We start from the raw sequence: 25,251 nt of genomic DNA, 5'->3' as shown, positions 1-25,251 counted from the left end.
CGAGCCGGTAGGAGCGCGCCCTGCGCGCGAAAAGCCAACAACGCGGTGACGCAGTGGCACCCTGGCGCGCGCGTAGTTCGTTGGTCGCGCGCACGGCGCGGTCGTAGCTCAGCTGGAGGAGGTTGGCAGGCGGTGGCAGGGGCATTAGCCTTGGGCTTTCCCCGCACCCCAGAGACGTGCCCCCATGGCCCAGGATTCCCCCGACCTCTACCCCGCGATCGAGCCTTACAACAGCGGCACGCTCGCGGTCTCGCCGCTGCACACGCTCTATTTCGAGGAAAGCGGCAATCCTCAGGGCAAGCCGGTGGTCTTTCTCCACGGCGGCCCGGGTGGCGGCACGAATCCGCGTTGCCGTCGCTTCTTCGATCCGAAGAAGTACCGCATCGTGCTCTTCGACCAGCGTGGCTGTGGCAAGTCCACACCGCATGCCGAACTCACCGACAACACGACCTGGGACCTCGTCGCCGACATCGAGCGCCTTCGCGAGCATCTGGGTATCGACACGTGGCAGGTCTTCGGCGGCTCGTGGGGCTCCACGCTGGCGCTGGCCTATGCCGAGACGCACCCGGATCGCGTGAGCGAACTCGTCCTGCGCGGCATTTTCATGCTGCGTCGTTCGGAACTGGAGTGGTTCTATCAGGGTGGTTGCGACCAGCTCTATCCCGATGCCTGGGAGACGTATCTGTCGGCCATTTCGCAGGCGGAGCACGGCGACCTGATCAGCGCCTACCATCGCCGGCTGACCAGTGAAGACCCGGCGGTCCGCGTGGCCGCGGCACGGGCGTGGTCGGTGTGGGAGGGCGCGACCAGCTACCTGTACCAGGACGAGGGGCATATCGCGTCGAGCGGCGAGGACGAGTTCGCGCTCGCGTTCGCCCGGATCGAATGCCACTACTTCGTCAATGCCGGCTTCTTCGAGGTCGACGGCCAGCTGTTGCGCGACGTGGGCAAGATTCGCCATATCCCCACGGTGATCGTGCAGGGACGTTACGACGTGGTGTGTCCCGTGCGTAGCGCATGGGATCTGCATCGCGCGTTCCCGGAAGCCGATCTGAAGATCGTGCAGGACGCGGGGCATTCGGCGTTCGAGCCGGGGATCATCAAGGAGCTGGTACGGGCTACGGATCGGTTTGCCGGCTGACAAAACAGGTAGGAGCGCGCCCCGCGCGCGAAAAGCCCGTTCGCGACAGAGCGTCGCACGGAGCCTTTCGCGCGCGAGGCGCGCTCCTACAAGGGTTTTAGAACAATCCCAGTGGCAGCGTCACCATGTCGACCACGAAACCATCGTGGTCCGATGAGCCCAGCGCCTTCTTCACATCGGTCGCCGACGCGGAATCGTCCAGCGTCTGTACCGGTGCGTCGAGGTTGCCGCGGCCGTACTGCATCTTGAGGAACAGGCCACGGGCCACCGTGTTGAGCAGCGCATGGTCGAGTACCTGGTGCGTCGGCACCGAGCGCGGGGCCTGGCCCTGGATGTTGCCGAAGTTCTCGGTGAACAGGAACGAATAGCGATCGTTCGCCGGTACCGAATCCACGGCGTTCCACAGTGCCGGCCTGACCAGGTTCTTGCCCAGCTTCAGCAGGTTCTGGCTGTCGTCGTAGCGACCGGAGATCAGCCCGACCACGTCGGTGAAGCCATCGCTGAACTGATACGCGTTGAAGTCACCGACGACCAGCAGCGGCGCGAGGAGGTTCTTGCGGTCGGTTTGAATCGCCTGGACCTGGGTCGCCAGCGACTTCGCCTGCAGAAAGCGCTTTTCGCGGTCGCGATCGGCGGTGGTGCCGGTCTTGTCCACGTTCTGGCGTGCCTTCGGGTGCACCGAGATCACGTTGATGCGCATCTTGCCGATGATCGACGGCACTTCGGCGGTCAGCAGCAGCGGCGGATGGTCGTGCACGAAGGCGGTCGAACCCTGATCCTGCCAGGTTTCATCCGCGCCCAGCTGGCGCACGTCGAGCACGCGTACGCGGTCGGTACGCACCAGGAAACCGACGTTGATACCGCTCGGATCGTGGCCTTCCTGCAGGAACGCTTCGTACTGTGCCGGGTAGTCGTCACCCAGTTGCCTGGCGAGGCCCTGCAGCACGGCGAGGCTCTTCACTTCTTCCACAGAGAGGATGTCGGGCAGCTTGAGCACGCCGCCGATGTATGCGGACAGGCGCTGCGTCTTCAGTTTGACCTGATCCGCCGTCGGCTCGGTGTCGCCGCCGCTGCAGGTAAAGGTCGTGTTGAAGTTGGTGTCGCAGAAACGCTCGGTGTTGAGCGCGCCCACCCGCACCGCGTAAAACGCACGCGAGTCCACGGGACGCGGCAGATCGACCGCTTTCTTCACCGTGACCTTGGTCGGGATCAGCGTATACGCACCGAACGCGTACGACATGACGCCTTCCGCGCGGAACGTGGTGCCCGCGTTGAATGGCGTGTTGGCTGGCACGGCACCGTAGTCGGCGGTGTTCATCTTGAACACTTCCGGGTTGCCCGACCAGTTCGGCAGGTTGACGCCATCGGGCACGGCTACCGTGTAGCGCACGCCCGGCTTGCGCAGCGAACGCTGGCCGTTGGCGGTGATGTACACCTCGGCGAACGGTTCGTTGCTGAAGCGCAGGTTGCCGGTGGTGATCATGCCGTTGTCGATGGCGACGCGCATGCCGACGTAGCACTGGAAGTTGGTGTCGCCGCAGGAGAGGGCGTTCGGATCCGTCGACGGGATCTTGTCACCGAAGACGACGGCGGCCGGCAGCTTCGCGCCGTGCATCGTCGTGACGACCGTGGCGCTCTTCAGTTCCGGCAGGTTGTAATAATTGTCGACCGTCGCTTCCACGTTCACCAGGTCGCCGATCTTTACCGTCGGTGCCGAACTGGTGAACACATAGATGCCGTTGGAGGTGAGGCGGTCGTCATCCGCACGGTTGTCCGGCGTCTGGATGGTGAAGCCCGCCGGGCCGACGGCGGTCACCACGTTACCCGTCGTGGCGACACGCTTGCCGACCAGTGGCGAGACCTGACCGCGACCGGTGACCTGCCAGATTTCAGCGGCGATGGGGATCTGATTGAGGATGGCGCCGACCGCGGTGTCCTTCGCCAGCGTCACGTCGCCCGTCGCGTTGGACAGATTCACGCGCAGCGCCTTGTCCGGACCGGCGGCCCTGGCCCCGTGCACGTTCACCGTGAGGGTCGTCGTGGTCGAACCGGCCGGAATCGTCAGCGTCGTATCCACGGCGTCATAGTCGCCGGCCGCCACGGTGGCGGTGTCGTCCGCGGTCCGGGCATACACGGTGACGTCGGTGTCCGCCGGCTCGCTCAGCGTGACGGTGAACGGCATCGGCACGTCGTCGCCGTTACGCAGGCTCACTGTGGCATCGGCGATCGACAGGCTGGTGCCCTGGACGGTACACGGCGACGTGCTTGCGCGCGGCGCGGTCGGCGCGACCTTCACCCAGTCCGCCGAGTTGTCGCCGGTGGACTGCGGCAGGCCCGCGCCGTTGACCTTGCGCTGGTAACCCTGGTCCGAATTGCCGGTACCCAGCGTCGTCAGCGCCGTGCCGAGCTTGTACGCCGAACCCGCGCTGAGGCCGACCTGATCGATGACCGATCCCGAAGCGTCGAGCAGAGCGAGGCCGCCGTCGTCGGTGACGCCTGTCGAGTAGCTCAGGTCAGGCGTAACCGTGCCCGAATAGCCCGATGCCGCCTTGTTGGAAAGCAGCAGGAAGCAGCCCGGAGCGACCGATGTCCCGGCAGGGAAGGTGAAGCGTGTGCCGGTCGTGCCGCTCGCGTTGGACGCGTTGAACTTGTAGCCGGACACGTCCAGCGCGGCGGTGCCGGTGTTCTGCACCTCGACGAATTCGTCGTTGCCGCCGGCGGGCCCGCGTACGCGGAACTGGGTGATGGAAAGGTCCGCCGCCTGCAGCGGAAGGACGGCCATGAGGCCTGCCAGCGCCGCCCATGTGGCGCGCTGTGACGTGGTCAAACGCATTCGAATGTCCCCTCGAGTCGTTGGTTGTACGCGACCCACAGCGTCGCCCGGTCCTCGCGCGACGTTCCCCCCGTGAAGGTCCGTACCGGGGAGTCTGACGCAAATTTATGACAGCGGAATGTGACGCACCGGATGTGTGACGAATGTCGCGCTATTCGCCTGCCGTGCTGGCTAATCTCACTCCCAGCACGGTGGCGAAAACACCGTTTTCAGCGCGTTATCGGGGGATTTCGTGAACAGTGATGCGCTTTTCCGGCAGGAACGGCGAGGGCTGACGTTCGAATGCCGGGACGTCGAGACGCGACATGAAATGGTGCTGCGCTCGCTGATGCGGGTGATCGATGGCCGGCTTCGTCAGCGCTGGACCGCTACGGCGGTCGAAGGCGATCTGGTGGTGCGCAGCGAAGACAATCGCATCGCACTGCAGCCTGTCGGACGGGGTGCCTACGCGGATGCGACCGAACACAGCCGGGTGCTGGCGTTCCCCTTCAACTATCACATGCTCGAAGATGCGTTGAACGACCTGGGCGACCTGCTCGAGCAGGCATCGCCGGCGCTGCCCTCACGCATCGACCGTCATGCGATGGCGACCAACAGCTTTCGGCTGCGTCACTGGCCCGAAGCCGGACTGGTCGCGACGCGGGAGCGCATGCGCATGTCCGCGGTCCTGCTGCGTGCGGACGTCAGCGCCGGCGAGCTCACCCGGATGATCGGCTGCACCGCCGGCGAATGCCGCCAGTTGCTCACCGACCTGCATGACGCGGGGTTGCTGTCCAGCGAACCGCTCGCCGCCGGAAAACGCGATATCCAGAATCCGTTTCTGTCGAGCCTGACCGTGCGTGAGCGCGTCGGCGTGATCGGGCGTATCCGTGCACGACTGGGGCTCTGATAGCGATGCCTGAATTCAAGCTTGTGTTCACGGGCACGACCGGCGCCGGCAAGACCACCGCGATAGCCGCGGTCAGTGACGTCGCGCCGATGGCCACCGAAGCACGCAACATGGATGCGGGTTTCGCCAAGGCGACCACCACGGTCGGTATGGATTACGGCGAACTGGTGCTCGCCGATGGCGAGACGCTGCGCCTCTACGGTACGCCGGGCCAGGAACGTTTCGACTTCATGTGGAAGATCATCGGCCGCGGCGCGCTCGGTCTGATCATCCTCATCGACAACAGCCGGCCGGCCCCGCTTGAGGATTTTTCCCGTTACCTCGCCGGCTTCGCCGATCTGTTGCGCACGGCACCCTGCGTGGTGGGCATCGGCCGCACCGAAGGGCATCCGCTGCCGGGTCTCGATGCCTTCGTCCGCGTGGCGGCACGCCACGGCGTCACCTGTCCGGTGATCGCGGCCAACGCGACGCGCAAGGACGATGTCCTGCAGCTGATCGATCTGCTGCTCTGGCAGCTGACCGCCCATGCGGAGGTCGCGTGCTGACGGTCGACGAGGAATCCCGCACATTATGCGAACGGACGGCCGATCGCCTGCTGCGTGACGTCCGGGGCGTACGCGCCGTGATCGTGACCACGAGCGATGGCTTGCAGCTGGCATGCCGGGTCGAACCGGGCGACGATCCAGCCCGGCTGGCCGCCGTCGCGGGCTCGCTCGCCGCGCTCGGCGAGCTGGGCAGTCACGAAGCGCATCTGGGGGCGTGCCGGCACGTATGCATCGAAGCGGAAGGAGGGCACGTCGTGCTTTGCCAGGCGCGCAGCGAGCATCTCGATGTCGTCGTCTGCGTCGCCGGTGGTACTCACTCGGGACTCGGGCAGATGCTTTACACGACGCGGCAGCATGCCTCCCGGCTGGCCGCCGCGCTCGACGCCCGCGAAGCCGTCACCGGCTGATTCGCGGTGCGACGTTCGTCAGGACTCAGGTCTTCTGCTTGGTGCCGAAGATCTTGTCGCCCGCGTCGCCGAGGCCGGGCAGGATGTAACCCAGTTCATTGAGATGGTCGTCGATGGAGGCGACGTAGATCTCGATGTCCGGATGTGCGGCCTCGATGCGTTTGAGGCCTTCGGGCGCGGCGACCAGGAACAGGCCCTTGATCCGCTTCGCGCCGGCCGCCTTGAGCATGTCGACGGTGGCGACCAGCGTGCCCGCGGTCGCCAGCATCGGATCGACGATGATCGCCGTGCGCTCGTCCATGCCGCCACTGAGCTTTTCGTAGTAGGCGACAGGCTCGAGCGTTTCCTCGTCGCGCTGAAGACCGACCACGCTGACCTTCGCCGCCGGGATCATCTCGAGCACGCCGGTGAGCATGCCGAGGCCCGCGCGCAGGATCGGAACGATGGTGACCTTCTTGCCCTTGATGTGGGTGACCTCGACGGGGCCAGCCCAGCCCTGAATGGTCTTGCACTCGGTTTCCATGTCGGCCGTGGCCTCGTACGTCAGCAGCGCGGCGACCTCGGAGGCCAGCTCACGGAATTCCTTCGTGCTGATGCCCGCGGCGCGCATGAGGCCGAGCTTGTGCTGGATGAGGGGGTGACGGACTTCGACGATTTTCATGGACGGAAACAGGGCAGTGGGCGACGCGCCATTCTCGCACGCGGCGCCCGGTCTGTTGATCAGCCCTTGAGACAGGTGCTCATGTAGCGCTTGCGTTCGTCGCCCTTGAGGCTCTTTGCCGATGCGTCGGCGTTACACGATTTCATTTTGTCCTGCTGCGTCGCCCTGGCCGGCTGCTCACCCTTCAGGCAGCTGCTCATGAAGGCTTTGCGCTCGTCGCCCTTCTTGCCGGTGGCTTGCGTATTGCAGGTGCTCATCCGCTGTTGCTGCGGCGTGAGCTCCTTTTTGGCGGGCGCCTGCGGCGAGGCCGCGATGGCGCCTGTGGCGAAGGCGAGAAGCGAAGCTACGGCAAGGACACGAATCTGCGTACGCATGGCGAACCCCTACGTGACGCCGGGCCAATCCGGCGGTCCGAGCTTAACCTGTAGGAGCGCGCCTCGCGCGCGATTTTTCGGGCCGCGCAGTCGCGGCATGAGGTCGCGCGCAGGGCGCGCTCCTACAGGGGGTTACGCCGCCTTGGTTGACGATTCCGCCCGGCGCGGGCCTTCCTTCAGCGCATGGCGGATCTCCTCGATGATGAGGTCCACCTCGGCGCTGGTCACCTGGAAGTGCGGGGTGAAGCGCAGCGAGTTGGCGCCACCATGGATGACGCCGATGCCGCGCTCGCGCATGTATTCCTCGGTGGAGCCCTCGCCGTAGCACTTGAACTCGGGCGCCAGCTCGCATGAGAACAGCAGGCCCGTGCCCTGGACCTTGGTGATCAGGCCGCCGAGTTCGTTCTTGAGACCCTCGAGCTTCTGCACGAATTCACGGCCACGCGCCACGATGTTTTCGCGCACCGTGTCGGTCAGTTCGGCCAGCGTGGCGACGGCGACGTCGAGGGCACGCGGGTTGGCGGTCATCGTGTTGCCGTAGATGCCCTTGCGATACAGGCCGGCGGTGCGCTCGGTGACGGCGAGGACGGAGAGGGGGTACTGGCCAGCGTTGAGCGCCTTGGAAAAGGTCTCCATGTCCGGCGCTTCCATCGACTCGAATCCGGGGTAATCGACGATCGACAGCACGCCGTGCGCACGCAGGCCAGCCTGGATCGAATCGACCAGCAGCAGGGTGCCGTGCTCGCGGGTGAGTTCGCGTGCGGCGGCGTAAAACTCCGGCGTGAGCGCACGGCCCGGATCGCCTTCGCCCATGACCGGCTCGAGGAACATCGCCTCGATGAACCAGCCCTGGCGATCGGCTTCGGCAAACGCGGCCTTCAGACCCGCGACGTTATAGGGCTCGACCGTGATCAGCGAGTCTTCGTTACGGAAGCTGGCCAGGTGCTGCTGGTAGTTGCGACGCGAGGAATCGGAGTAGAGGGCCGGGCGCTCGGTGCGGCCGTGGAAGGCCCCCTTCACGGCGAGACGCTTGATGCTGCGACCCGCGTGACGCGCGCCCGGATCGGTCATGAGGCGTGCGTTGACGTCGGCGATGCGGCCGGCCAGCGTGACCGATTCCGAGCCGGAGTTGAGACAGAGGAAATGCGTATACGGGCTGCCGCCGCGTGTGCGACCGAGTTCCTTGCGCAGCGCGGCGCAGAGGCGCGTCTGCGAGACGTTGGCCGTCATCACATTGGCCATGACCTGCGGACGCGACATCGCTTCGATGATCGCCTCCGGGTTATGACCGAAGCCGAGCATGCCGTAGCCGCCGTTGTCGTGGACCACCGCACCTTTCAGCGTGACGACCCACGGGCCGCGAGCCGCGGCGGGCACATACGGGTTGAGACCGTCGTCGGGATAGAAGTTGACTAGGCTCGACTGCAGCTGGTGGATCTGCTCGGCTTCGTCCAGGCGGAGGAAGTCGGCCATGTCGGTACGCAGCGCGCGGTGATAGGCAACCGCCTCTTCGATGGCACGGACCAGCGCGGGGTCGGAGGAGGCAAAGCGGGCGATGGTCGTATCCGGGAGGCCCCGCGTACGCGCCGAGCCACCGAATTCACGCAGCTCACGCAGATGACCGATAACGTCCATAACGCACTCCTTCGACCGCTAAGTGTTTATATGTAAAGGGTTTAATGGACCAGCATAGCATGCGGTTTTTGGCCCCGTAACCCCCGGGTGACGCTTGTCACACTCGCACAATGACGCAAGCGACTGCCACCAACGGGTTGCGTCCGAATATGGTGCGACGCAAGGGAGGGCACTCATGAACAACGACACCTGCATTGCACGTCTGGACCATGTCGGCAAGCGCTACGGCAACCTCGTCGCGCTCGACGGCATCGATCTCTCCATCCACCGCGGCGAGTTGCTGGCACTGCTCGGGCCTAATGGGGCCGGTAAGAGCACGAGCATCGGTCTGCTGCTGGGTCTCATCCGCGCCGACAGCGGTACCGCCAGCCTTTTCGGCCGCGATCCGCAGGACATCGACGCGCGTCGGCGTATCGGCGTCATGTTGCAGTCGGCGAGTCTGCCGCCCACCTTGAAGGTGCGCGAGTTGCTCACCCTCACGGCGAGCTACTACCCGGAGCCGCGCCCCGTCCCGGAGTCCGCCGCCCTGGCCGGCATCGTCGACTTGCTGGGCCGGAAGTACAGCGATCTGTCGGGCGGTCAGCAACGCCGTGTGCAGTTCGCCATGGCGCTGGCGGGGCGTCCCGAAATCCTCTTTCTCGACGAGCCTACGGTCGGCATGGATATCACGGCCCGCCAGGCGCTGTGGACCGCTATCCGCACGCTGGTCGCCGGCGGCTGTGCCGTGGTGCTGACCACGCACTATCTGGAAGAAGCCGAAGCGCTGGCGGACCGCGTCTGCGTCATCGCCAAAGGCAAGGTGATCTCCGAAGGGACGGTCGATGCGCTACGCGCGCATGTGGCTGTGCGCCGTGTTCGCTGTGATACCACGACACCGGTGGACATCATCGCGCAGTGGCCCGGGGTGACCTCGGTCGACACGCATCAGGGGCGTCTGACCATCGCCACGACGCTGGCGGAAGGCGTCGTGCGCCGCCTGCTCGAAGCGGATCCGACACTGTCCGAACTGGAAGTGCAGCGTGCCGGTCTGGCGGAGGCCTTCACTGAAATCACCCGCGAATCCGAAGCCGGCGACGTCGCCCGGGAGGCCGCATGAACACGATCGAAAGTACCGCCGTGCCGGTGATGACCGCCGGGCGCCTGATCAACGCTTATTTCCAGGAAGCCCGGGCGGAATGCCTGCGTTACCTGCGCAATCCCGGGTTCCTGCTGCCGACGCTGCTGTTTCCGTCGGTGTTCTACGTGATGTTCGGCATCTTCCTCGCGCATTCGAACAGCGCCGATGCGCCACGCTATCTTCTTGCCTCATACGGCACGTTCGGTGTCATGGCGCCGGGGCTCTTCGGCTTCGGCGTGTCGCTGGCGCTGGAGCGCGATACCGGGCTACTGACACTCAAGCGCGCTTTGCCCATGCCTCCCGGCGCATACCTCATCGGTAAGATGTGCATGGCCGTGCTGGTGGCCGCCATCATCTCGATCATCCTGCTTTGCCTGGCGACCTTCGTCGCGGGCGTGTCGTTGCCCGCATCGCGCATCGCCGCCTTTTTCGTACTCCAGGTGCTCGGCGTCCTGCCGTTCTGCGCGCTGGGCCTGCTGATCGGTACGCTGGTGAAGGGGCAGGGCGCGCCCGGGGTGGTCAACCTGATCTACCTGCCGATGGCGTTCCTGTCGGGCCTGTGGATTCCGCTGCCGGTGCTGCCGTCGTTCCTGCAGTCCATCGCGCCGTTGTGGCCCGCGTATCATCTCGACCGGCTGGCGCTCTCGGTGGTGGGTCTGGGAGAGGGCGGTGACGCGATCCACGCGCTTGTGCTGGTCGGGTTCACCGCGGTGTTTCTCCTGATCGCGACGCGCCGCCTGCGCCGCTACGGTTGAAGTAGCATGACGCCACGCCTTTCCTCGGATACCCGTATGGCCCGCTCGTGGTTCACGCCAGCACCGGACTCGCTCTGGAATCGCTTCCGCGACAAGCCGCGCCTGCGCGTTGCCAGCCTGTTTCATCTGGTCTGGACGGTCTACGTCTTCGGCGATCTTGCGTTCGCAAGGACGCTTTCGCCGCACTGGTGGCTCGTAACGGCGACTTCGTTTCCGGTGTTCCTCGGCCTGTATGCGCTCTGTTACACGCGGTCGCTGAGATGGTCGCCCTGGCTTGGCGGTGCGGCCGCGCTGCTGGGCTTTGCCGTCATGGGGGTCAATGCGAGCGCCGGGGGCTGTTATGTCATCTATGCCTGCGCGATGGTCGGCTTCGACGGTTCGCCAAAACGGTCCTTCAGTGGCATGGGCGGCGTGCTCGGTGCGTTTGTCCTCGTGGGCTGGTACGTCTATTCGTGGCCTCCGGCGATCATCGCCGGCATCACCTTCATTGCGTTGTGTGTCGGCTCGATCAACGTGATCTACCGGTACAACGCGCAGCGTGACGCGGAACTCAAGCTGTCGCATGACGAGGTCCGCCGCCTTGCCGCCATGGCCGAGCGCGAGCGCATCGGGCGCGACCTGCACGACCTGCTCGGTCATACGTTGTCGCTCATCACGCTCAAGCTCGAGTTGTCGCGCCGGCTGCTCGACAAGGACGAAGCGGCGGCGCGCCGCGAGATGGAGGAGGCCGAGCGCGTGGCCCGGCATGCCCTCGCCGAGGTGCGTTCCGCGGTCACCGGTATCCGCGCCTCGGGCATCGCCGCCGAACTGGCCTCGGCGCGTCTTCTGCTGAATGCGTCGATGGTCGGCTTCGAGTACACCACCGAACTGCCCGTCCTTTCCGAGCGGATCGAAGCCGAGCTGGCTCTCGTCCTGCGCGAGGCGGTCACCAACGTGCATCGTCACGCGCGTGCGTCGATCGCCGAAGCGCGCGTCGAGGTGCACGGCAAGGAACTGGTACTCACCGTCATCGATGACGGTAAGGGTGGCGTATCGGATGAAGGCAACGGTATCTGCGGCATGCGCGAGCGCGTGCGCAAGCTGGGGGGCACGCTTTCGTTCGAGTCGGCTCGCGGTGCCGGCACGCGCGTGCGCATCACGGTCCCGTTGAACCCCGGCGACCGTCTGGTGACGCCGCCTCGTGGCGAACTGCCGGGCGCGCTGCCCGGTAACCAGCGTCTCGCGTCATGAAGTACTGGCCGGCTACCCACCCGGATTCGCTGCTGGCGAGTTTCCGTTCCCCGACCTACTTGCGCTGGCAGGCGGGCGTGCAGATGTTCTGGCTGATCGGCCTGGTCCAGGGGCCATTGGCCGTCCACGGTTTTCAGTGGTCGTGGATGGCGCCGACACTTGCCTCGATCGTGGTCTACGTGGCTTGTACGGTGGGCGTTTTCATCGGCCCGTTGTGCCGGTTGCCGTTTTACGCCGCTGCCATCGTCGCACTCGGTTTCGTCCTGTGGCTGGTCAATCCCATCTCGTTGGGCTACGTCGTGCTCGGCGTGTCCCTGTTGGCGTACGCCCGTCGACCGTGGTTCTGGCTGGTGGGCACGCTGGCCGCCACGGCGATGACCCTGACCTGGGCGTTCGCCTTCGGCATCCCTTTTCTCCATGTATCGATCGTGTTCGCCGCCGGGTTGATCTCAGGTTGCGGCAACTACCTCTACGTGCGCGGCGCCCGCCGCGATGCGGCGCTGCGGCTTTCGCAGGACGAGGTGCAGCGTCTCGCCACGCTGGCCGAGCGCGAGCGCATCGGGCGCGACCTCCACGATCTGCTGGGCCATACGTTGTCGCTGATCACCCTCAAGTCCGAGCTGGCGAAGCGTCTCGCGCTGGCCGATCCGGTGCGGGCGCAGCAGGAAATGGAGGAAGTCGAGCGCGTCGCGCGGCATACACTGGCCGAGGTTCGCAGCGCGGTGACCGGTCTTCGTGCCGGCGATCTCGCCGGGGAAATCGTTTCCGCACGCGTCATGCTGGAGGCGTCCGGTATCGCCTTGTCCGCCGAGCTACCCGATCGCTTCGATCTCGCGCCCACGGCGGAGGCCGAACTGGCCCTCGTCCTGCGCGAGGCCGTCACCAATATTCACCGACATTCGAGTGCCACCGAGGCACGTGTCGTCATTACCCGGAATGGAGAGGAATTTTCGATGCGCATCACGGACAACGGCTGCGGAGGACTGGCGGCCCATGGCAACGGCGTATCGGGCATGCGCGAACGCATCCGGCGGATCGGTGGCCGGCTGGCCATCGAGTCCCCGGCGCGCCAGGGCACGCTGCTCGCGATCGACCTGCCACGCGCCCGTAGCCTGCTGGAGCGCTCCGCATGATCCGGGTACTCCTTGCGGAAGATCAGGCGATGGTACGTGGCGCGTTGTCGGCGCTGCTCAACCTGGAATCCGATATCGAAATGCTCGGTACCGCCGCCGATGGTGAGACGGCCTGGCGCGAGCTCCAGCGTCTGAAGCCCGATGTGCTGGTCACCGACATCGAGATGCCCGGGCTGACCGGGCTGGAGATCGCGCAGCGGGTGCACCGGCATGAGCTGCCGATCAAGGTCGTCATCGTGACGACGTTCGCTCGTCCGGGCTTCCTCCGTCGTGCCCTCGACGCGGGCGTCAGTGGCTATCTGCTCAAGGACGCACCGGCGGAGAACCTGGCCGATGCCTTGCGCACCGTGCATCGCGGCGGTCGCGCCATCGATCCCCAGCTCGCGCTGGAAGCCTGGTCCGATGCCGACCCGCTGAACGATCGCGAACGGCAGGTCCTTCGCCTCGCCGGGGAGGGGCAGTCGGCCAGCGACATCGGTACGCAGCTGAACCTGTCCCACGGCACGGTTCGGAATTACCTGTCAGAAGCTATCGGTAAACTCGGCGCCGCGAACCGGATCGAGGCCTACCGCCTGGCCCGCCAAAAAGGGTGGCTCTGAGAGGCGATCCGCCGGGTAGAATGCACCTGCCCACGCCAGCCGGCGTCACGGAGATCCACTCGCATGCGGCGGCACTCAGGGCCCAATGTAGGAGCGAGCCTGCTCGCGAACACACGCATGAACAGGTCGAGGTCTGCGCGTCTTCGTCCGGCGATCGCTCTGGCGCTGTGGACGCTTCTGTCCGCCTGCACCCACCCGTCCGCGCCACTCACCCACGACGCCTACATCTGGCAGCGTCAGTGGACCCCTTCGCTGCGTGAGTCCGTGGCCTCCTCGGCGGATCTGGTTCGCGACTGGCGCGTACTGGTCGCACAGGCCGACAACGACGGCAGCTTTCATGTTTTCACCCCGGATCGCGCCGCGCTGGCCGCCACCGGACGGCCGGTGGTGTTCGTGGTGCGTATCGACGGCCGTCTTTCGCGTTTCGACGAGGCGTCTCTGGTGTCCCGGGTGGTCACGCTCGTGCGCGAAACGACGGCGACAGCGGCGGGCGTCGAGATCGACTACGACTGCCCCACGGCGCGCCTGCCGGCCTATGCCAGCTTTCTGCGCCATCTGAAAGGCGAACTTGGCGGCGTGCCACTATCGATCACCGCACTTCCCACCTGGATAGGGTCACCCGAGCTCGACACCGTGCTCGCGGTGCCCGACGAGTCCGTCCTGCAGGTCCACGCCGTGCAGGCACCGCAAGCGGGTCTGTTCGATCCGGATGTGGCGATGGGATGGATCGACGACTTCGCCCGACATACCCATAAGCCGTTCCGGGTCGCCCTGCCCACGTATGGGTCCCGGGTGAGCTGGAACGCCGACGGCACCTTGCTCGCGGTCGAAAGCGAGCAGGGTGCACGCGCCGCGGGTGCCATCGCTTCCGAACTCTACGCCTCACCCGTCGCGGTGCGCGGGGTGGTCGACCGACTCGCTCGCGCCCGGCCGGCAGGTCTGGTCGGCGTGACGTGGTTCCGCCTTCCGACACCGGAGGACACGCGTGCCTGGAGCCTCGCCACATGGCGCGGCGTGGTGACGGGAAAACTGGACGCACCGGCGCTGCGCGCCACGCTTCGTCCCGGCACCGGCGACGCGGCCGCCGACGTGCTCATCGACAACCCCGGCGGTATCGACGCCGTCGCGCCCGTCGCCGTGCGGCTTCCGCATGGCTGCGATGTCGCCGATGGTGTCGACGGATATGTCGTACGTCGCACCGACGACGGCCTCGAACTCGTTTCACGGCAAGCCCGTCCACTGCCCGCACACGTTCAGCGGCCGATCGGCTGGGCGCGCTGCCCGGCCGGTTCGCCCGTCACCTTATCCATCCGCGCTGAAGGAGCGCCGCTTTCATGATGAAGTCCCATTCGCTGGCCGTCGGCACGGCGCTGGCTCTGGCAGGCGCGGTCGCCCTGGCCTGCGGCCCGTGGTTCCCGTCCCAGATGCTGGACGACCGCGCCGCCACTCTGGCGGCCGTGCCGCAGAACACGTTCGCGTTCGAGGCCGCCCATCTGCTGCCGTCGACCGATTCGCTGGTCGCGGTCGAAGCCAGCCGCTACGGCGAACCGGATACGAAGCCCGATCTTCCGCCGGATCAGGCCGAGCGGGTGAAAACGCTCATGGCATCGGCGAGCGGCGCGGACGCCTTCGTCGCGGGAGAGGGTCTCCCTCAGGACGTGCGCGGCTACGTGGCCGGCGCCGTCGACTGGAAGCACGCGGTGGCCGACTGCCCGGAGGCTCCGGAGGTCAACTATCCGGACGTCGCCGGCCGGCCGCTCTGCACCGACTTCGACGGCGACGCGCTCGCCAAGGCTCAGGGCCAGTTCGAAGCGGTGGCGGCACTGGCACCGGACCAGGCAAAAGCGCGCGGCGCGTGGGCGGCTTACATGCTCGGCGAGGTTCACGCGCTGCGCGCTGGCAAGGCGTTCGGTACGCCCGCGTTCGCCGCCGAACGCGCGGCGGCGGTGAAGGCCTTCCAGGACACGCGTGCCCGCGTGCTCGCCGGCGCCTCGGATGCTCAGGGCCTGGCGGTCGCCAGTTTCGGTGAAGAGGCACGCCAGAGCCTGTATGCCGGTGGGAAACCTTGCCTCTGGGCCGAGATGGTCAGCGGCGACGGCTGCATCGCCGATATCCCGGCCGCCGATCTCAAACACGCGATCGCGCTGTACGCAGCGCAAGCCGGTCACGGCTCCGGCATCGCGGTCGAATCGCTTGCCGCCCTGGCCGGCGCGGTCCTCGCCGTGCCGGAGCAGGCGCAGGCACTCGTCGACGGTCCGATCTCACAGCGCCTGCTCGTTACCTACGCGCTGGCTCGGGTCACCCCTCAGACGACCGACGGCCAGCCCGACCCCACACTCGGCGCGCTCATCGATGCCATCGGCAAGGTGGCGCCGGATAAGGTCGCCGCGGCGGATCGCCTGGCCTCGCTGACGTACTCGCTGGGCAGGTACGACGACGCCGGGAAACTCGTTGCGCACGCGGACGGTCCGCTCGCCGCCTGGGTTCGCGCCAAGCTGGCATTGCGCTCCGGCGATCGCAACGCGGCCGCCGGGGCCTATGCGGAGGCGGCGAAGGCCTTCCCTCGCGCCGACGATCCCAAGGCCGCGCTCGAGCCCGCCAGCGTGCACCAGCTGATGGGCGAACGCGGCGTGCTCGCGCTGGCCCGCGGCGACTACGTCGAAGCGATGACGCGCATGTACGAGGCTTCCACCGCCGTCGGTGGCGACGGCAACGTTTATGGCGAAGATGGCGAGGGCGTCGGCGCAGGCTACGGCAACGACACGATGTACATCGGCGAGCGCGTTCTCACCGTCGATGAACTGAAGAGCTTCGTGGATACGAACGCGCCCACGGCGACGCCCGCGCCGAAGGCCGACGAGAAAGATGCTGCGCTCGCGTCGCCGTACTCGCTCACGCTGGGCGATCGCCTGCGCTGGATGCTCGCGCGTCGCCTGATGCGTGCCGGTCGTTTCGACGATGCTTATACGTATTTCCCCAGCGGTGTGGACAAGCGTTACGCGGAGGTCGACCTGCGCGCCACCGCGAAGGCCTACGCCGGCGACCTGCATGATGGCGATCACCGCTGGACCGATATCGGCAAGGCCGAGGCGCGTTTCGCGGCGGCGAGGATCGCCCGCGAGCACGGCATGGAACTGCTCGGTTACGAGCAGGGCCCGGACTATCGCGACGAAGGCGGCAGCTACCCGGGCGGCAGCGGCCAGACGGCGGCGACGCTGAAGGGCGACCTGGTAACCGGCGGGGAGCGTCAGCGCTTCGCGGATAGCACGGCGCAACCCGACCAGCGCTTCCATTACCGTTACGTCGCGGCCGATGAAGCCGTATCCGCCGCCGACCTGCTGCCGCCGCGCTCCCAGGCCTTCGCCGCGAGCCTGTGCGTCGCCGCAGAATGGATGCTCGACGGTCCGCCCGGTTACGACGAGCCGGAAGAGGGCGAGGCAGGCAAACCGGTCAGCGAACGTCAGCGTCGCGCCGAGGCTTACTACGCGCGTTACGTGAAGCAGGGCCCGTACGTCGAATGGGCCGACGACTTCGGTCGGACGTGCGAGCAGCCGGATTTCGATCGGGCTCGGGAACTCAAGCGTGCGCAGCAGGTGAGGGCGGTCAAACACTTCATTCGTAAGCATCTGATCACCGAAATCATCGTGTTGGCGCTCGTTGCCGCAGGCTTCGGCTGGGTCATCGTCCGGCGTCGACGGAAGCCCCGCGTCTGACGAGGTCGCCCCCGAGGCGGGTGTGGGCGATAATCCCCACCCGTTACCCGATGCTGCCCTTGCCGTGAAGAAATCCGATTTCGACTTCGAACTCCCGCCCGACCTGATCGCCCAGGCCCCGCTGGCCAGGCGCTCAGGCAGTCGGCTGCTCGTGGTCGATGTCGCCGCGCGCAGCAAAAAGGACCGTAAGTTCGACGAACTCCCGGAAATGGTGCGCCCGGGCGACCTGTTGGTGTTCAACGATACCCGTGTCCTGCCGGCACGCCTTTATGGCCGCAAGGAGTCCGGCGGCGCGGTGGAGATCCTGATCGAGCGTGTCACCGGAGCCCATGAGGCCCGGGCGCAGCTGGGTGTCAGCAAGAAACCGAAGGAAGGCGGCAGGATCGAACTGGCCGACGGCAGCATGATCACGGTGCTCGGCCGGGAAGGCGAATTCTTCCTGCTGCGCTTCGAGTCCGAAGAACCGCTGGAGCGCCTGCTGTCGCGTCTGGGTGAGATGCCGCTGCCGCCCTACATCGAGCGCACCGCCGATCAGTCGGATATGGAGCGTTACCAGACCGTGTTCGCTCGTGAGCCCGGTGCGGTCGCGGCACCTACCGCAGGCCTGCATTTCGACGAGCACCTGTTACAGCGCCTGCGCGACGTGGGCGTCGATATGGGTTACGTGACGCTGCACGTGGGCGCCGGCACGTTTCAGCCCATGCGCGCCGACGACGTGCGTGACCACGTGATGCACCGCGAGTGGCTGAACGTGGGCGCGGCGCTGGTCGAGAAGATTCGTGCGACGCGCGCCGCGGGCGGTCGGGTCATCGCGGTGGGGACGACGGTAGTCCGCGCACTGGAGAGCGCGACGGTGGAAGGGGTGCTTCGCCCCTTCGCCGGTGAGACCCAGATCTTCATCTTCCCCGGCTACAAGATCACCAGCGTCGACGCGCTGATCACCAATTTCCACCTGCCGCAGTCGACCTTGCTGATGCTGGTCTCGGCGCTGGCCGGCAAGGAAACGATCCTCGACGCCTATCGCTATGCGGTGCTCCAGCGGTACCGGTTTTTCTCCTACGGCGACGCGATGCTGATCTACCCGGCAGCGACGCCCGCATAAGCGGCAAGGCAGCCGCCCTGGCCTAAAGCTTTGCCCGGCTGGGCCGATAAGCCCATCGAACGACCCACCCACGGTACGGACGATGGCGAAGAAATCCTCCAAAGACGCGACCAGCGCGCCGCTCACGCTCGATGCCGACCTGCGCATCGCCGCGGCGCCTGCGCTGCGCGATACCCTGTTGGCGGCGCTCGCCACCGGCGGCTCGGTCGACATCGACGGCGGCGCGGTGGCCCAGGTGGACACCGCCGCCCTGCAGCTGCTCGCCGCGTTTTCCCGCGACGCAAAGGCGGCGGGGCATGCGGTCACCTGGACGGGCGTCAGCGACCCCCTCCAGCGCGGCGTAGCCGTGCTGGGTCTCAACGGTTTGATTGAACTGCCGGCTCGCGCCGGCGTGAACTGAAGGTGCTTCGATGGCTAAGATTCTTGCGGTAGACGACTCGGCCTCCATGCGCAGCATGGTTGCTTTCACCCTGCGTGGCGCCGGCCACGACGTCGAAGAGGCCGATAACGGCCAGGCGGCGCTCGATTCGGCTGCCGTGCACAAGTTCGACCTGATCCTGGCCGACGTGAACATGCCGGTGATGGACGGCATCACGATGGTCCGCGAGATCCGCACCCGTCCGGACTACCGTGGCGTGCCGATCCTCATGCTGACCACCGAGTCCAATCCGGAAAAGAAGATGGAAGGCAAGGCGGCCGGCGCGACCGGCTGGCTGGTCAAGCCGTTCGATCCGGAGCAGCTGCTGGCCACCGTCGGCCGCGTGCTCGGCTGATTCTTCGTAAACGGCTCTTCCTCAAGTTCCGGTAATCCAGGGTTACTTCCATGTCCAAAGTCGATCTGGCGCAATTCCACAAGGCGTTTCACGAAGAGAGCCTCGACGGTCTCGACGCCATGGAGCAGGCGCTCCTCGCGCTGGACGAAGGCGCCGAGGATCCGGAACTGATCAATGTCGTGTTCCGTGCCGCCCACTCGATCAAGGGCGGCGCGGCCACGTTCGGTTTCACCGATGTGGCGGCGTTTACCCACGTGGCCGAAAACCTGATGGACGAGGTCCGCAGCGGCCGCCGTCCGATGGAAAAGGCCGTCGTGGAACTGCTGCTGCGCTCGGGCGATACCGTGCGCGACATGCTGTCGCTGTCGATGGCGGGCCAGCCGGCCGCCACGGCGGAGAGCCAGGCCCTGCTGGCCGAGCTCTCGGCGATGGTCTCCGGTGCGCCTGTGGCGGCACCGGTGGCGGTCAAGGCCGCCGCGCCGGTCGAGGCGATCGAAGGCTGGGATATCGCGTTCCGTCCGTTCGATTACCTGCTCAAGACCGGTAACGATCCCGCGCGCATGTTCCGTGAGCTCGAGGCCATGGGCCCGCTCTCGGTCACCTGCGACGCGAGCAAGCTTCCCGCGCTGGCCGATATGGACGCCGAATCGTCCTACCTCGGCTGGACACTCCATCTCGCCGCCGGTGCCAAGCGTGCCGCCGTCGAAGGTGTATTCGACTGGGTCGATGGCGACTGCGAGCTGACGGCGACGCCGCGCATCGCGGCGGCCGCTCCGGTCGCCGCCGCACCGGTTGCCGCCGTGGCCGCGGTCCCGGCCGCCTCCCGTGCCGTGCGCGAGCCCGCCGTCAACAGCGAGGCCAGCTCGGTTCGCGTCGGCATCGAAAAGATCGACACCCTGATCAACCTCGTCGGCGAACTGGTCATCACGCAGTCGATGCTGACCCAGTTCAACGACGGTGTGGACGCCTCGCAGCTGGAAATGTTCCGCCAGGGGCTGGCCCAGCTGGGTCGCCATACGCGCGAACTGCAGGAAAGCGTCATGAGCATCCGCATGCTGCCGATCAGCACGGTGTTCAACCGCTTCCCGCGTCTGGTCCGCGACCTCGCGCAGAAGCTGGACAAGAAAGTCGTGCTCGACATGCGCGGCGAAACTACCGAACTCGACAAGACGGTGCTGGAGAAGATCGGCGACCCGCTGGTGCATCTGGTCCGCAACGCGATCGACCATGGCCTCGAAGTACCGGCTAAACGCCAGGCCGCTGGTAAGGGCGATACGGGCACGCTGCGCATGGAAGCCTTCCACCGCGGCGGTTCCATCGTGGTCGAAGTGGCCGATGACGGTGCGGGTCTGAACCGCGACGCCATCGTCGCCAAGGCGGTCTCGCGCGGCATCATCGCCTCGGGCGATCACATGTCCGACGACGCCGTGGCCGACCTCATCTTCGAAGCGGGCTTCTCCACCGCCGCCGCCACGACCGACCTCTCGGGCCGTGGCGTGGGCATGGACGTGGTCCGTCGCAACGTCATGGACCTGGGCGGTACGGTCAGTATCCGCAGCGTGCAGGGCAAAGGCACCACCTTCACCATCACGCTGCCGCTGACGCTCGCGATCATCGACGGCCTGACGGCCGCGGTGGGTGAAGAAACCTACATCGTGCCGCTGGTTTCCATCGTCGAATCCGTGCAGGTGAAGCCGGATGCGATTCGCAGCGTGGCGGGCGGCGGCGAGCTGTTCCGCTTCCGCGATCACTGGCTGCCCATCGTGCGGCTGTTCGACGCGTTCGGCTGCGCCGGTCAGCGCCGTGCCATCGACGACGGTATCGTCATCGTGGTGGAAGGCGAGGGCAGTCGCATCGGTCTGTTCGTCGACGAACTCATCGGCCAGCAGCAGGCGGTGGTGAAGTCGCTGGAAGCCAACTATCGCCGGGTTACCGGCATCTCCGGCGCGACGATTCTGGCCGACGGCTCCGTCGCGCTGATCGCCGACGTGGCCGGGCTGGTGCGTCTGCAGGCGCGTCGCAAGGCGGCCTGATCGCCGTGGGTTGAACGGGGTCGCGCGCAAGGCGCGCTCCTACAACAGCCGGCCATCCCCGCCGCGCGGTACCCCGTTCGGCAACCTCGCGGGGTGCCCCCGTGCTGTACCCCATGCGCGGTGCCCCCGTCCGGCCCCATGCGTTACCCCCGCCCGGTCTCCCCGCGCGGTGCCCCATGCGGTACCCCCCTTGGTAGGAGCGCGCCCTGCGCGCGAAAAACCCACAAAGCGATGAAGCGGCACCCTCCGGCTCCCCATCCCGCCGCACTCCCCACCGGATGCGGCACCGCAAAATTCCCCCTCAAGTCCCCACCGGAATAGCCGATACCCCAAGGGAAGGGGTCCCGAACCGCCGATCCGATCCGCCGTGGGAACGACATGAATCAAGCAGCCAATACCGCCATCGACGCGTCCGACGAGGCCGCGCAGTACCTGACCGTCAACCTCGGTAACGAGGAATACGCGGTGGATATTCTCGCCGTCCGCGAAATCCGCGGCTGGACACCGGTGACGCGCATCCCGCAGGCACCGTCCTATGTGCTGGGTGTGCTGAACCTGCGCGGCGCGATCGTGCCGGTGCTCGATCTCCGCCTGCGCTTCAATCTGGCGCGCGAGGAATACACCGCCACCACCGTGACCGTCATCGTCATGGTCAACGGCCGCCAGTTCGGCGTGGTGGTCGATGCCGTCTCCGACGTGGTGGAGGTCGCTCCCGGCGGCATCCGTCCGGTTCCCGACATGGGCACCACCGTCGATACCGAATACCTGAAGGGCCTCACGTCCGTCGGCGAGCGCATGGTGTTGCTGCTCGACGTCGACCGTCTCCTGCAGCCGCAGGACGCCCAGATGCTGGAAGCCGCGCTGGCTTCCACCGACGTCAAAGCCGTCGCCTGAGCGTAGAGGCGCCGTGGCGGCTTCGGTCGCCGTGGCGTGAGATGCCCGGTTTGCCACTGCCGCACTTTGCCGATTGGAATCGCAATGAATAAGTTCAAGTTCAAGATGCCCGCCCTGACCGTCCGTGGACGCCTTTACGGCGTGCTCGGTCTTTTGGGCGTCATGCTGATCGGCGGCGCCGCCGTCGGCCTCGGCGCCATGTACTTTCAGAACGAAGGCCTGCGCAAGGTCTACGAAGAAGAACTCGTTCCGTCCGAGATGCTCAGCCAGGTGAGCACGCGCGCCCTGATGGCCTTCGTGGTCATGGGTGAAGCTGCGGCGAAGGTGTCCGAGAAGGATCAGGTCAACCAGAAGCTTGCCGAGTTCCAGAAGCTCCAGGACGAGATGGCCAAGCTGAAGGACGATTACAAAAAGATGCCGATGTCGCCGGAGATCAAGAAGCTCTACGACCGCTGGCAGTCGTCCAACGACGAGTACAACTCGGCCAAGAACGACATGCTCGACGCCCTCAAGCAGGGTGACGAGGGCGCGCTCGACGTCATGGAGATGTCCGTCCGCCCGATCCTCATGGATCGCCAGGCGCAGCTGGCCAAGCTGGTCACCGCCAAGCGCGACGAAGCCGCGGCGATCTACGAAAAGCAGGCAGCCCAGTACAAGACGATCCGTGCCTTCTGCATCATTGCGCTGTCGCTCGGCCTGATCGTCAGCCTGCTGATCGGCGTGCTGGTGATCCGCTCGATCCTCCGCACGCTGTCGGTCACCGTGAACGTCGCCAACCAGATCGCCGAAGGCAAGCTGGGTCACGACGTGCAGGTCACCCGTCAGGACGAACTCGGCCAGCTGCAGGGCGCGTTCCGCGCGATGGACGAGCGCCTCAGCGCCATCGTCACCGAAGTGCGTCACGGTTCCTCGTCGGTCAGCACCGCCGCGCAGCAGATCTCGCGCGGTAACGACGACCTCTCGCAGCGCACGCAGGAACAGGCGTCCAGCCTGGAAGAAACCGCTTCGTCGATGGAAGAAATGACCTCGACTGTCAAGCAGAACGCCGAGAACGCCAGCCACGCCAACCAGCTGGCCCGCGGTGCACGCGAGCAGGCGGAGAAGGGCGGCGAAGTCGTTGCCCAGACCGTTGTCGCCATGCGCGAGATCAACAGCTCCAGTAAGAAGATTTCCGACATCGTCAGCCTCATCGACGAAATCGCGTTCCAGACCAATCTGCTGGCGCTCAACGCCGCGGTGGAAGCCGCGCGTGCGGGTGAGCAGGGTCGCGGCTTCGCCGTGGTCGCTACGGAAGTGCGTAACCTCGCCCAGCGTTCGGCGGGCGCGGCCAAGGAGATCAAGGGCCTCATCAACGACAGCGCGAGCAAGGTCAAGGCCGGTTCCGAGCTGGTCGACCAGTCGGGCAAGGCGCTCGCCGAGATCGTCGAGAGCGTGAAGAAGGTGACCGACATCGTCGCCGAGATCGCCGCCGCCAGCTCCGAGCAGTCGGCCGGTATCGACCAGGTCAACCACGCCGTGCTGCAGATGGACGAAATGACCCAGCAGAACGCCGCGCTGGTGGAAGAATCCGCCGCTGCCGCCCGCGCCATGCACGAGCAGGCGACCGAGCTCAGCCGTCAGGTGTCGTTCTTCCAGGTCACCGGTACCGTGGCTTCCGCGCCGGCCGCCAGGGCGCCGCGCAAGGACGCCACGCAGGAAGAGATGGAAACGGTGTTCGCCGCGGTGCGCAGCACGCCGGCCGCCCCCGCGCGACCGTCGCGTCCCGCCGAGTCGGCCGACTCCGGCGTGTGGAAGGAGTTCTGATCGATGAACGCGCTCGTCAACAACGGCGACAGCGTCGTACCGGCGAGCGCAGCGGGCCCGAGCCTGGGCGACGCGGACTTCGCCTTCCTCCGCGACTTCGTGCTTCAGCATTGCGGTATCTCGCTCGGTGAGCATAAGCGCCAGCTGGTCCAGGGGCGTCTGCTCCGCCGGCTGCGCACGCTTCGCCTCGACGGTTTCTCGGCGTACTGCGATCTGCTTCGTCGCGATCCGGACGGCGAACTGGGTGAACTGGCCAGCTGCATCAGCACCAACGTCACCTCGTTCTTCCGTGAGATGCACCATTACGACCTGCTCGTGGACGAGCTCCTGCCACGCTGGCTTGAAGAAAAGCGCAACGGTGGACGCCTGCGCATCTGGTCGGCCGGTTGCTCCACGGGCGAAGAACCGTACGCCATCGCCATGGTGCTGGCCGAGGCCATGGAGCGGATGGGCGTCAACATCGACGCGAAGATTCTCGCGACCGACCTGTCACCGCAGGCGCTGGAATTCGGACGCAAGGGCGTCTACCCGGTCGACCGCCTGACGGGCGTGAGCGAAGCGCGTCGCAAGCGCTGGTTCCTGCGCGGCGAGGGTTCGTTCGACGGTTTCGCCCAGGTGCACCCGCGCCTGCGCGAGCTCGTCACCATCCAGCCGCTCAACCTGCTTCACGACTGGCCCATGCAGGGCAAGTTCGACGCCATTTTCTGCCGCAACGTCGTCATCTATTTCGATAAGCCGACCAAGCAGCGCCTGTTCTCCCGTTATGCCGGCATGCTGGAAAGCCGCGGCTACCTTTTCCTCGGTCACTCGGAATCCATGTACGGACTGTCCGAAGACTTCGACCTCATCGGTCGAACCGTTTATCGGAAACGCACATGACAGACGCGTTCGCGACCCTGCCACGCACGTTCGTCGGCTTCGATCCAAAGAGTGTGCTGCCGGGGTTCGAACACGTCCGCCGGTTCTGGGATCCCGCGCAGGAAGTGGTGACGGTCAAGATTCTGCCTGGCGAATACTACGTCAGCACGCAGGAAGAAATGATCTCCACCGTACTGGGGTCGTGCGTGTCGGCCTGCGTGCGCGACACGAAACAGCGCATCGGCGGCATGAACCATTTCATGCTGCCCGAGCCCGCGGGCGAGCGTGACAGCTGGAGTTCCACCGTCGGTCGTGCCGCGCGTTACGGCAACGACGCGATGGAGCAGCTGATCAACTCGATCCTGAAAGCCGGCGGCCGTCGTGACGATCTCGAAGTGAAGATCTTCGGCGGCGGGCGTGTGCTGGCGACCATGACCGATATCGGTCAGCGCAATATCGCCTTCGTGCAGCGCTATATCGCCACCGAGAAGCTGCGCCTCTGCGCGGCCGACGTCGGCGACATCTACCCGCGTCAGGTGCAGTTCTTCCCGGTCAGCGGCAAGGTGCGTGTGCGCCAGCTGCGTGCCGCACACGACAACAATCTTGCCGATCGCGAGAAACGATACCTCAAGCGATTGGCTGACGATCCGATAAAGGGAGAGGTGGAGCTTTTCTGACGCGCCGCGCGGAAAGCTTTCCTCAAGACATTCAGTGCCGGTCGGTCCACCGACAGGGACGTTACGCCACCCGAGTTGC

At 66.2% G+C, this 25,251-nt stretch carries 23 protein-coding genes; 19 read left to right on the top strand and 4 right to left on the bottom strand.

The window, feature by feature from the left end; all coding sequences use genetic code 11:
- Positions 1–184: 184 nt before the first annotated feature.
- Positions 185–1,141: a prolyl aminopeptidase gene (gene pip, locus BLT40_RS16710; RefSeq protein ID WP_090355043.1), complete on the top strand. Its 957-nt coding sequence runs from the start codon at positions 185–187 to the stop codon at positions 1,139–1,141.
- Positions 1,142–1,238: 97 nt separating this feature from the next.
- Here pip and BLT40_RS16705 read toward each other — a convergent pair whose 3' ends face one another.
- A complete protein-coding gene (locus BLT40_RS16705) occupies positions 1,239–3,974 on the bottom strand; it encodes a lamin tail domain-containing protein (protein ID WP_090355041.1) in 2,736 nt (911 codons plus the stop codon).
- Positions 3,975–4,206: 232 nt separating this feature from the next.
- Here BLT40_RS16705 and BLT40_RS16700 point away from each other — a divergent pair, with 232 nt between their 5' ends.
- The 3 genes from BLT40_RS16700 to BLT40_RS16690 are packed head-to-tail and all read left to right on the top strand — an operon-like array spanning position 4,207 to position 5,815.
- The gene (locus tag BLT40_RS16700; protein ID WP_139382657.1) at positions 4,207–4,863 is read left to right on the top strand and encodes a hypothetical protein; all 657 of its coding nucleotides are present in this window, start codon (positions 4,207–4,209) and stop codon (positions 4,861–4,863) included.
- A 5-nt stretch (positions 4,864–4,868) separates the two neighbouring features.
- On the top strand, positions 4,869–5,408 hold the full coding sequence (locus BLT40_RS16695) for a GTP-binding protein (RefSeq protein ID WP_036114875.1): 540 nt from the start codon (positions 4,869–4,871) through the stop codon (positions 5,406–5,408).
- The gene (locus BLT40_RS16690; protein WP_176167733.1) at positions 5,402–5,815 is read left to right on the top strand and encodes a roadblock/LC7 domain-containing protein; all 414 of its coding nucleotides are present in this window, start codon (positions 5,402–5,404) and stop codon (positions 5,813–5,815) included. Before BLT40_RS16695 ends, BLT40_RS16690 begins: the two co-directional genes overlap by 7 nt.
- Before the next feature lie 25 nt (positions 5,816–5,840).
- Here the strand turns inward: BLT40_RS16690 and upp are convergent, their stop codons facing one another.
- The 3 genes from upp to BLT40_RS16675 form a co-directional block, all read right to left on the bottom strand.
- Entirely contained in the window at positions 5,841–6,476 is a 636-nt protein-coding gene (gene upp / locus BLT40_RS16685; RefSeq protein WP_036114872.1) for a uracil phosphoribosyltransferase, read from the bottom strand.
- A 59-nt stretch (positions 6,477–6,535) separates the two neighbouring features.
- A complete protein-coding gene (locus BLT40_RS16680) occupies positions 6,536–6,850 on the bottom strand; it encodes a PsiF family protein (RefSeq protein ID WP_090355039.1) in 315 nt (104 codons plus the stop codon).
- A 132-nt stretch (positions 6,851–6,982) separates the two neighbouring features.
- Positions 6,983–8,485: an aminotransferase class III-fold pyridoxal phosphate-dependent enzyme gene (locus BLT40_RS16675; protein ID WP_090355037.1), complete on the bottom strand. Its 1,503-nt coding sequence runs from the start codon at positions 8,483–8,485 to the stop codon at positions 6,983–6,985.
- Positions 8,486–8,660: 175 nt separating this feature from the next.
- Between BLT40_RS16675 and BLT40_RS16670 the strand changes: the two genes are divergently transcribed.
- From BLT40_RS16670 to cheD, 15 genes are all read left to right on the top strand, one after another.
- Positions 8,661–9,581 (top strand): ABC transporter ATP-binding protein, encoded by a 921-nt coding sequence (locus BLT40_RS16670; protein WP_090355035.1) that lies wholly within the window; start codon positions 8,661–8,663, stop codon positions 9,579–9,581.
- On the top strand, positions 9,578–10,357 hold the full coding sequence (locus BLT40_RS16665) for an ABC transporter permease (protein WP_079520880.1): 780 nt from the start codon (positions 9,578–9,580) through the stop codon (positions 10,355–10,357). Before BLT40_RS16670 ends, BLT40_RS16665 begins: the two co-directional genes overlap by 4 nt.
- Before the next feature lie 6 nt (positions 10,358–10,363).
- The gene (locus tag BLT40_RS16660; protein WP_081996477.1) at positions 10,364–11,587 is read left to right on the top strand and encodes a sensor histidine kinase; all 1,224 of its coding nucleotides are present in this window, start codon (positions 10,364–10,366) and stop codon (positions 11,585–11,587) included.
- Positions 11,584–12,720, top strand: a complete 1,137-nt coding sequence (locus tag BLT40_RS16655) for a sensor histidine kinase (protein WP_090355033.1) — start codon at positions 11,584–11,586, stop codon at positions 12,718–12,720. Before BLT40_RS16660 ends, BLT40_RS16655 begins: the two co-directional genes overlap by 4 nt.
- Positions 12,717–13,319, top strand: coding sequence for a response regulator transcription factor (locus BLT40_RS16650; protein ID WP_036114856.1), 603 nt, complete (start codon positions 12,717–12,719; stop codon positions 13,317–13,319). The genes BLT40_RS16655 and BLT40_RS16650 overlap by 4 nt, the downstream gene beginning before the upstream one ends.
- Positions 13,320–13,436: 117 nt before the next feature.
- Entirely contained in the window at positions 13,437–14,657 is a 1,221-nt protein-coding gene (locus BLT40_RS16645) for a DUF3142 domain-containing protein (protein WP_090355031.1), read from the top strand.
- Positions 14,654–17,032 carry a hypothetical protein gene (locus tag BLT40_RS16640; protein WP_090355029.1) on the top strand — a complete coding sequence of 793 codons (2,379 nt, stop codon included), beginning with the start codon at positions 14,654–14,656 and terminating at the stop codon, positions 17,030–17,032. The genes BLT40_RS16645 and BLT40_RS16640 overlap by 4 nt, the downstream gene beginning before the upstream one ends.
- 64 nt (positions 17,033–17,096) lie before the next feature.
- The gene (queA, locus tag BLT40_RS16635; RefSeq protein WP_090355027.1) at positions 17,097–18,134 is read left to right on the top strand and encodes a tRNA preQ1(34) S-adenosylmethionine ribosyltransferase-isomerase QueA; all 1,038 of its coding nucleotides are present in this window, start codon (positions 17,097–17,099) and stop codon (positions 18,132–18,134) included.
- A gap of 82 nt (positions 18,135–18,216) precedes the next feature.
- Positions 18,217–18,534: an STAS domain-containing protein gene (locus BLT40_RS16630; protein ID WP_090355025.1), complete on the top strand. Its 318-nt coding sequence runs from the start codon at positions 18,217–18,219 to the stop codon at positions 18,532–18,534.
- A gap of 10 nt (positions 18,535–18,544) precedes the next feature.
- Positions 18,545–18,907 carry a response regulator gene (locus BLT40_RS16625; protein ID WP_036114852.1) on the top strand — a complete coding sequence of 121 codons (363 nt, stop codon included), beginning with the start codon at positions 18,545–18,547 and terminating at the stop codon, positions 18,905–18,907.
- A gap of 50 nt (positions 18,908–18,957) precedes the next feature.
- Complete coding sequence (locus tag BLT40_RS16620; RefSeq protein ID WP_090355022.1) at positions 18,958–20,940, top strand: chemotaxis protein CheA; 1,983 nt, start codon at positions 18,958–18,960, stop codon at positions 20,938–20,940.
- A 378-nt stretch (positions 20,941–21,318) separates the two neighbouring features.
- Entirely contained in the window at positions 21,319–21,834 is a 516-nt protein-coding gene (locus BLT40_RS16615) for a chemotaxis protein CheW (RefSeq protein ID WP_036114845.1), read from the top strand.
- 84 nt (positions 21,835–21,918) lie between these two features.
- Positions 21,919–23,637, top strand: coding sequence for a methyl-accepting chemotaxis protein (locus BLT40_RS16610; protein WP_090355020.1), 1,719 nt, complete (start codon positions 21,919–21,921; stop codon positions 23,635–23,637).
- Positions 23,638–23,640: 3 nt separating this feature from the next.
- Positions 23,641–24,516 carry a CheR family methyltransferase gene (locus tag BLT40_RS16605; protein WP_036114839.1) on the top strand — a complete coding sequence of 292 codons (876 nt, stop codon included), beginning with the start codon at positions 23,641–23,643 and terminating at the stop codon, positions 24,514–24,516.
- Complete coding sequence (cheD, locus tag BLT40_RS16600; RefSeq protein ID WP_051943858.1) at positions 24,513–25,172, top strand: chemoreceptor glutamine deamidase CheD; 660 nt, start codon at positions 24,513–24,515, stop codon at positions 25,170–25,172. The genes BLT40_RS16605 and cheD overlap by 4 nt, the downstream gene beginning before the upstream one ends.
- Positions 25,173–25,251 lie beyond the last annotated feature (79 nt).

Source organism: Dyella sp. 333MFSha (assembly GCF_900102405.1).
In the GTDB taxonomy this organism is placed as follows: domain Bacteria; phylum Pseudomonadota; class Gammaproteobacteria; order Xanthomonadales; family Rhodanobacteraceae; genus Luteibacter; species Luteibacter mycovicinus.
Note: the sequence above shows the minus strand (reverse complement) of the source record. Positions and strands in the feature narration are given on the sequence as shown.

Excerpts from the sequence above, each read along its gene's own strand:
- pip (WP_090355043.1), top strand. The coding sequence starts at position 185 with ATGGCCCAGGATTCCCCCGACCTCTACCCCGCGATCGAGCCTTACAAC.
- BLT40_RS16670 (WP_090355035.1), top strand. The coding sequence starts at position 8,661 with ATGAACAACGACACCTGCATTGCACGTCTGGACCATGTCGGCAAGCGC.
- cheD (WP_051943858.1), top strand. The coding sequence starts at position 24,513 with ATGACAGACGCGTTCGCGACCCTGCCACGCACGTTCGTCGGCTTCGAT.
- BLT40_RS16605 (WP_036114839.1), top strand. The coding sequence starts at position 23,641 with ATGAACGCGCTCGTCAACAACGGCGACAGCGTCGTACCGGCGAGCGCA.
- BLT40_RS16680 (WP_090355039.1), bottom strand. The coding sequence starts at position 6,850 with ATGCGTACGCAGATTCGTGTCCTTGCCGTAGCTTCGCTTCTCGCCTTC.
- BLT40_RS16625 (WP_036114852.1), top strand. The coding sequence starts at position 18,545 with ATGGCTAAGATTCTTGCGGTAGACGACTCGGCCTCCATGCGCAGCATG.
- BLT40_RS16645 (WP_090355031.1), top strand. The coding sequence starts at position 13,437 with ATGAACAGGTCGAGGTCTGCGCGTCTTCGTCCGGCGATCGCTCTGGCG.
- BLT40_RS16665 (WP_079520880.1), top strand. The coding sequence starts at position 9,578 with ATGAACACGATCGAAAGTACCGCCGTGCCGGTGATGACCGCCGGGCGC.
- BLT40_RS16655 (WP_090355033.1), top strand. The coding sequence starts at position 11,584 with ATGAAGTACTGGCCGGCTACCCACCCGGATTCGCTGCTGGCGAGTTTC.
- BLT40_RS16610 (WP_090355020.1), top strand. The coding sequence starts at position 21,919 with ATGAATAAGTTCAAGTTCAAGATGCCCGCCCTGACCGTCCGTGGACGC.
- upp (WP_036114872.1), bottom strand. The coding sequence starts at position 6,476 with ATGAAAATCGTCGAAGTCCGTCACCCCCTCATCCAGCACAAGCTCGGC.
- BLT40_RS16640 (WP_090355029.1), top strand. The coding sequence starts at position 14,654 with ATGATGAAGTCCCATTCGCTGGCCGTCGGCACGGCGCTGGCTCTGGCA.
- BLT40_RS16705 (WP_090355041.1), bottom strand. The coding sequence starts at position 3,974 with ATGCGTTTGACCACGTCACAGCGCGCCACATGGGCGGCGCTGGCAGGC.
- BLT40_RS16630 (WP_090355025.1), top strand. The coding sequence starts at position 18,217 with ATGGCGAAGAAATCCTCCAAAGACGCGACCAGCGCGCCGCTCACGCTC.
- BLT40_RS16695 (WP_036114875.1), top strand. The coding sequence starts at position 4,869 with ATGCCTGAATTCAAGCTTGTGTTCACGGGCACGACCGGCGCCGGCAAG.
- BLT40_RS16675 (WP_090355037.1), bottom strand. The coding sequence starts at position 8,485 with ATGGACGTTATCGGTCATCTGCGTGAGCTGCGTGAATTCGGTGGCTCG.
- BLT40_RS16615 (WP_036114845.1), top strand. The coding sequence starts at position 21,319 with ATGAATCAAGCAGCCAATACCGCCATCGACGCGTCCGACGAGGCCGCG.
- BLT40_RS16650 (WP_036114856.1), top strand. The coding sequence starts at position 12,717 with ATGATCCGGGTACTCCTTGCGGAAGATCAGGCGATGGTACGTGGCGCG.
- BLT40_RS16660 (WP_081996477.1), top strand. The coding sequence starts at position 10,364 with ATGACGCCACGCCTTTCCTCGGATACCCGTATGGCCCGCTCGTGGTTC.
- BLT40_RS16620 (WP_090355022.1), top strand. The coding sequence starts at position 18,958 with ATGTCCAAAGTCGATCTGGCGCAATTCCACAAGGCGTTTCACGAAGAG.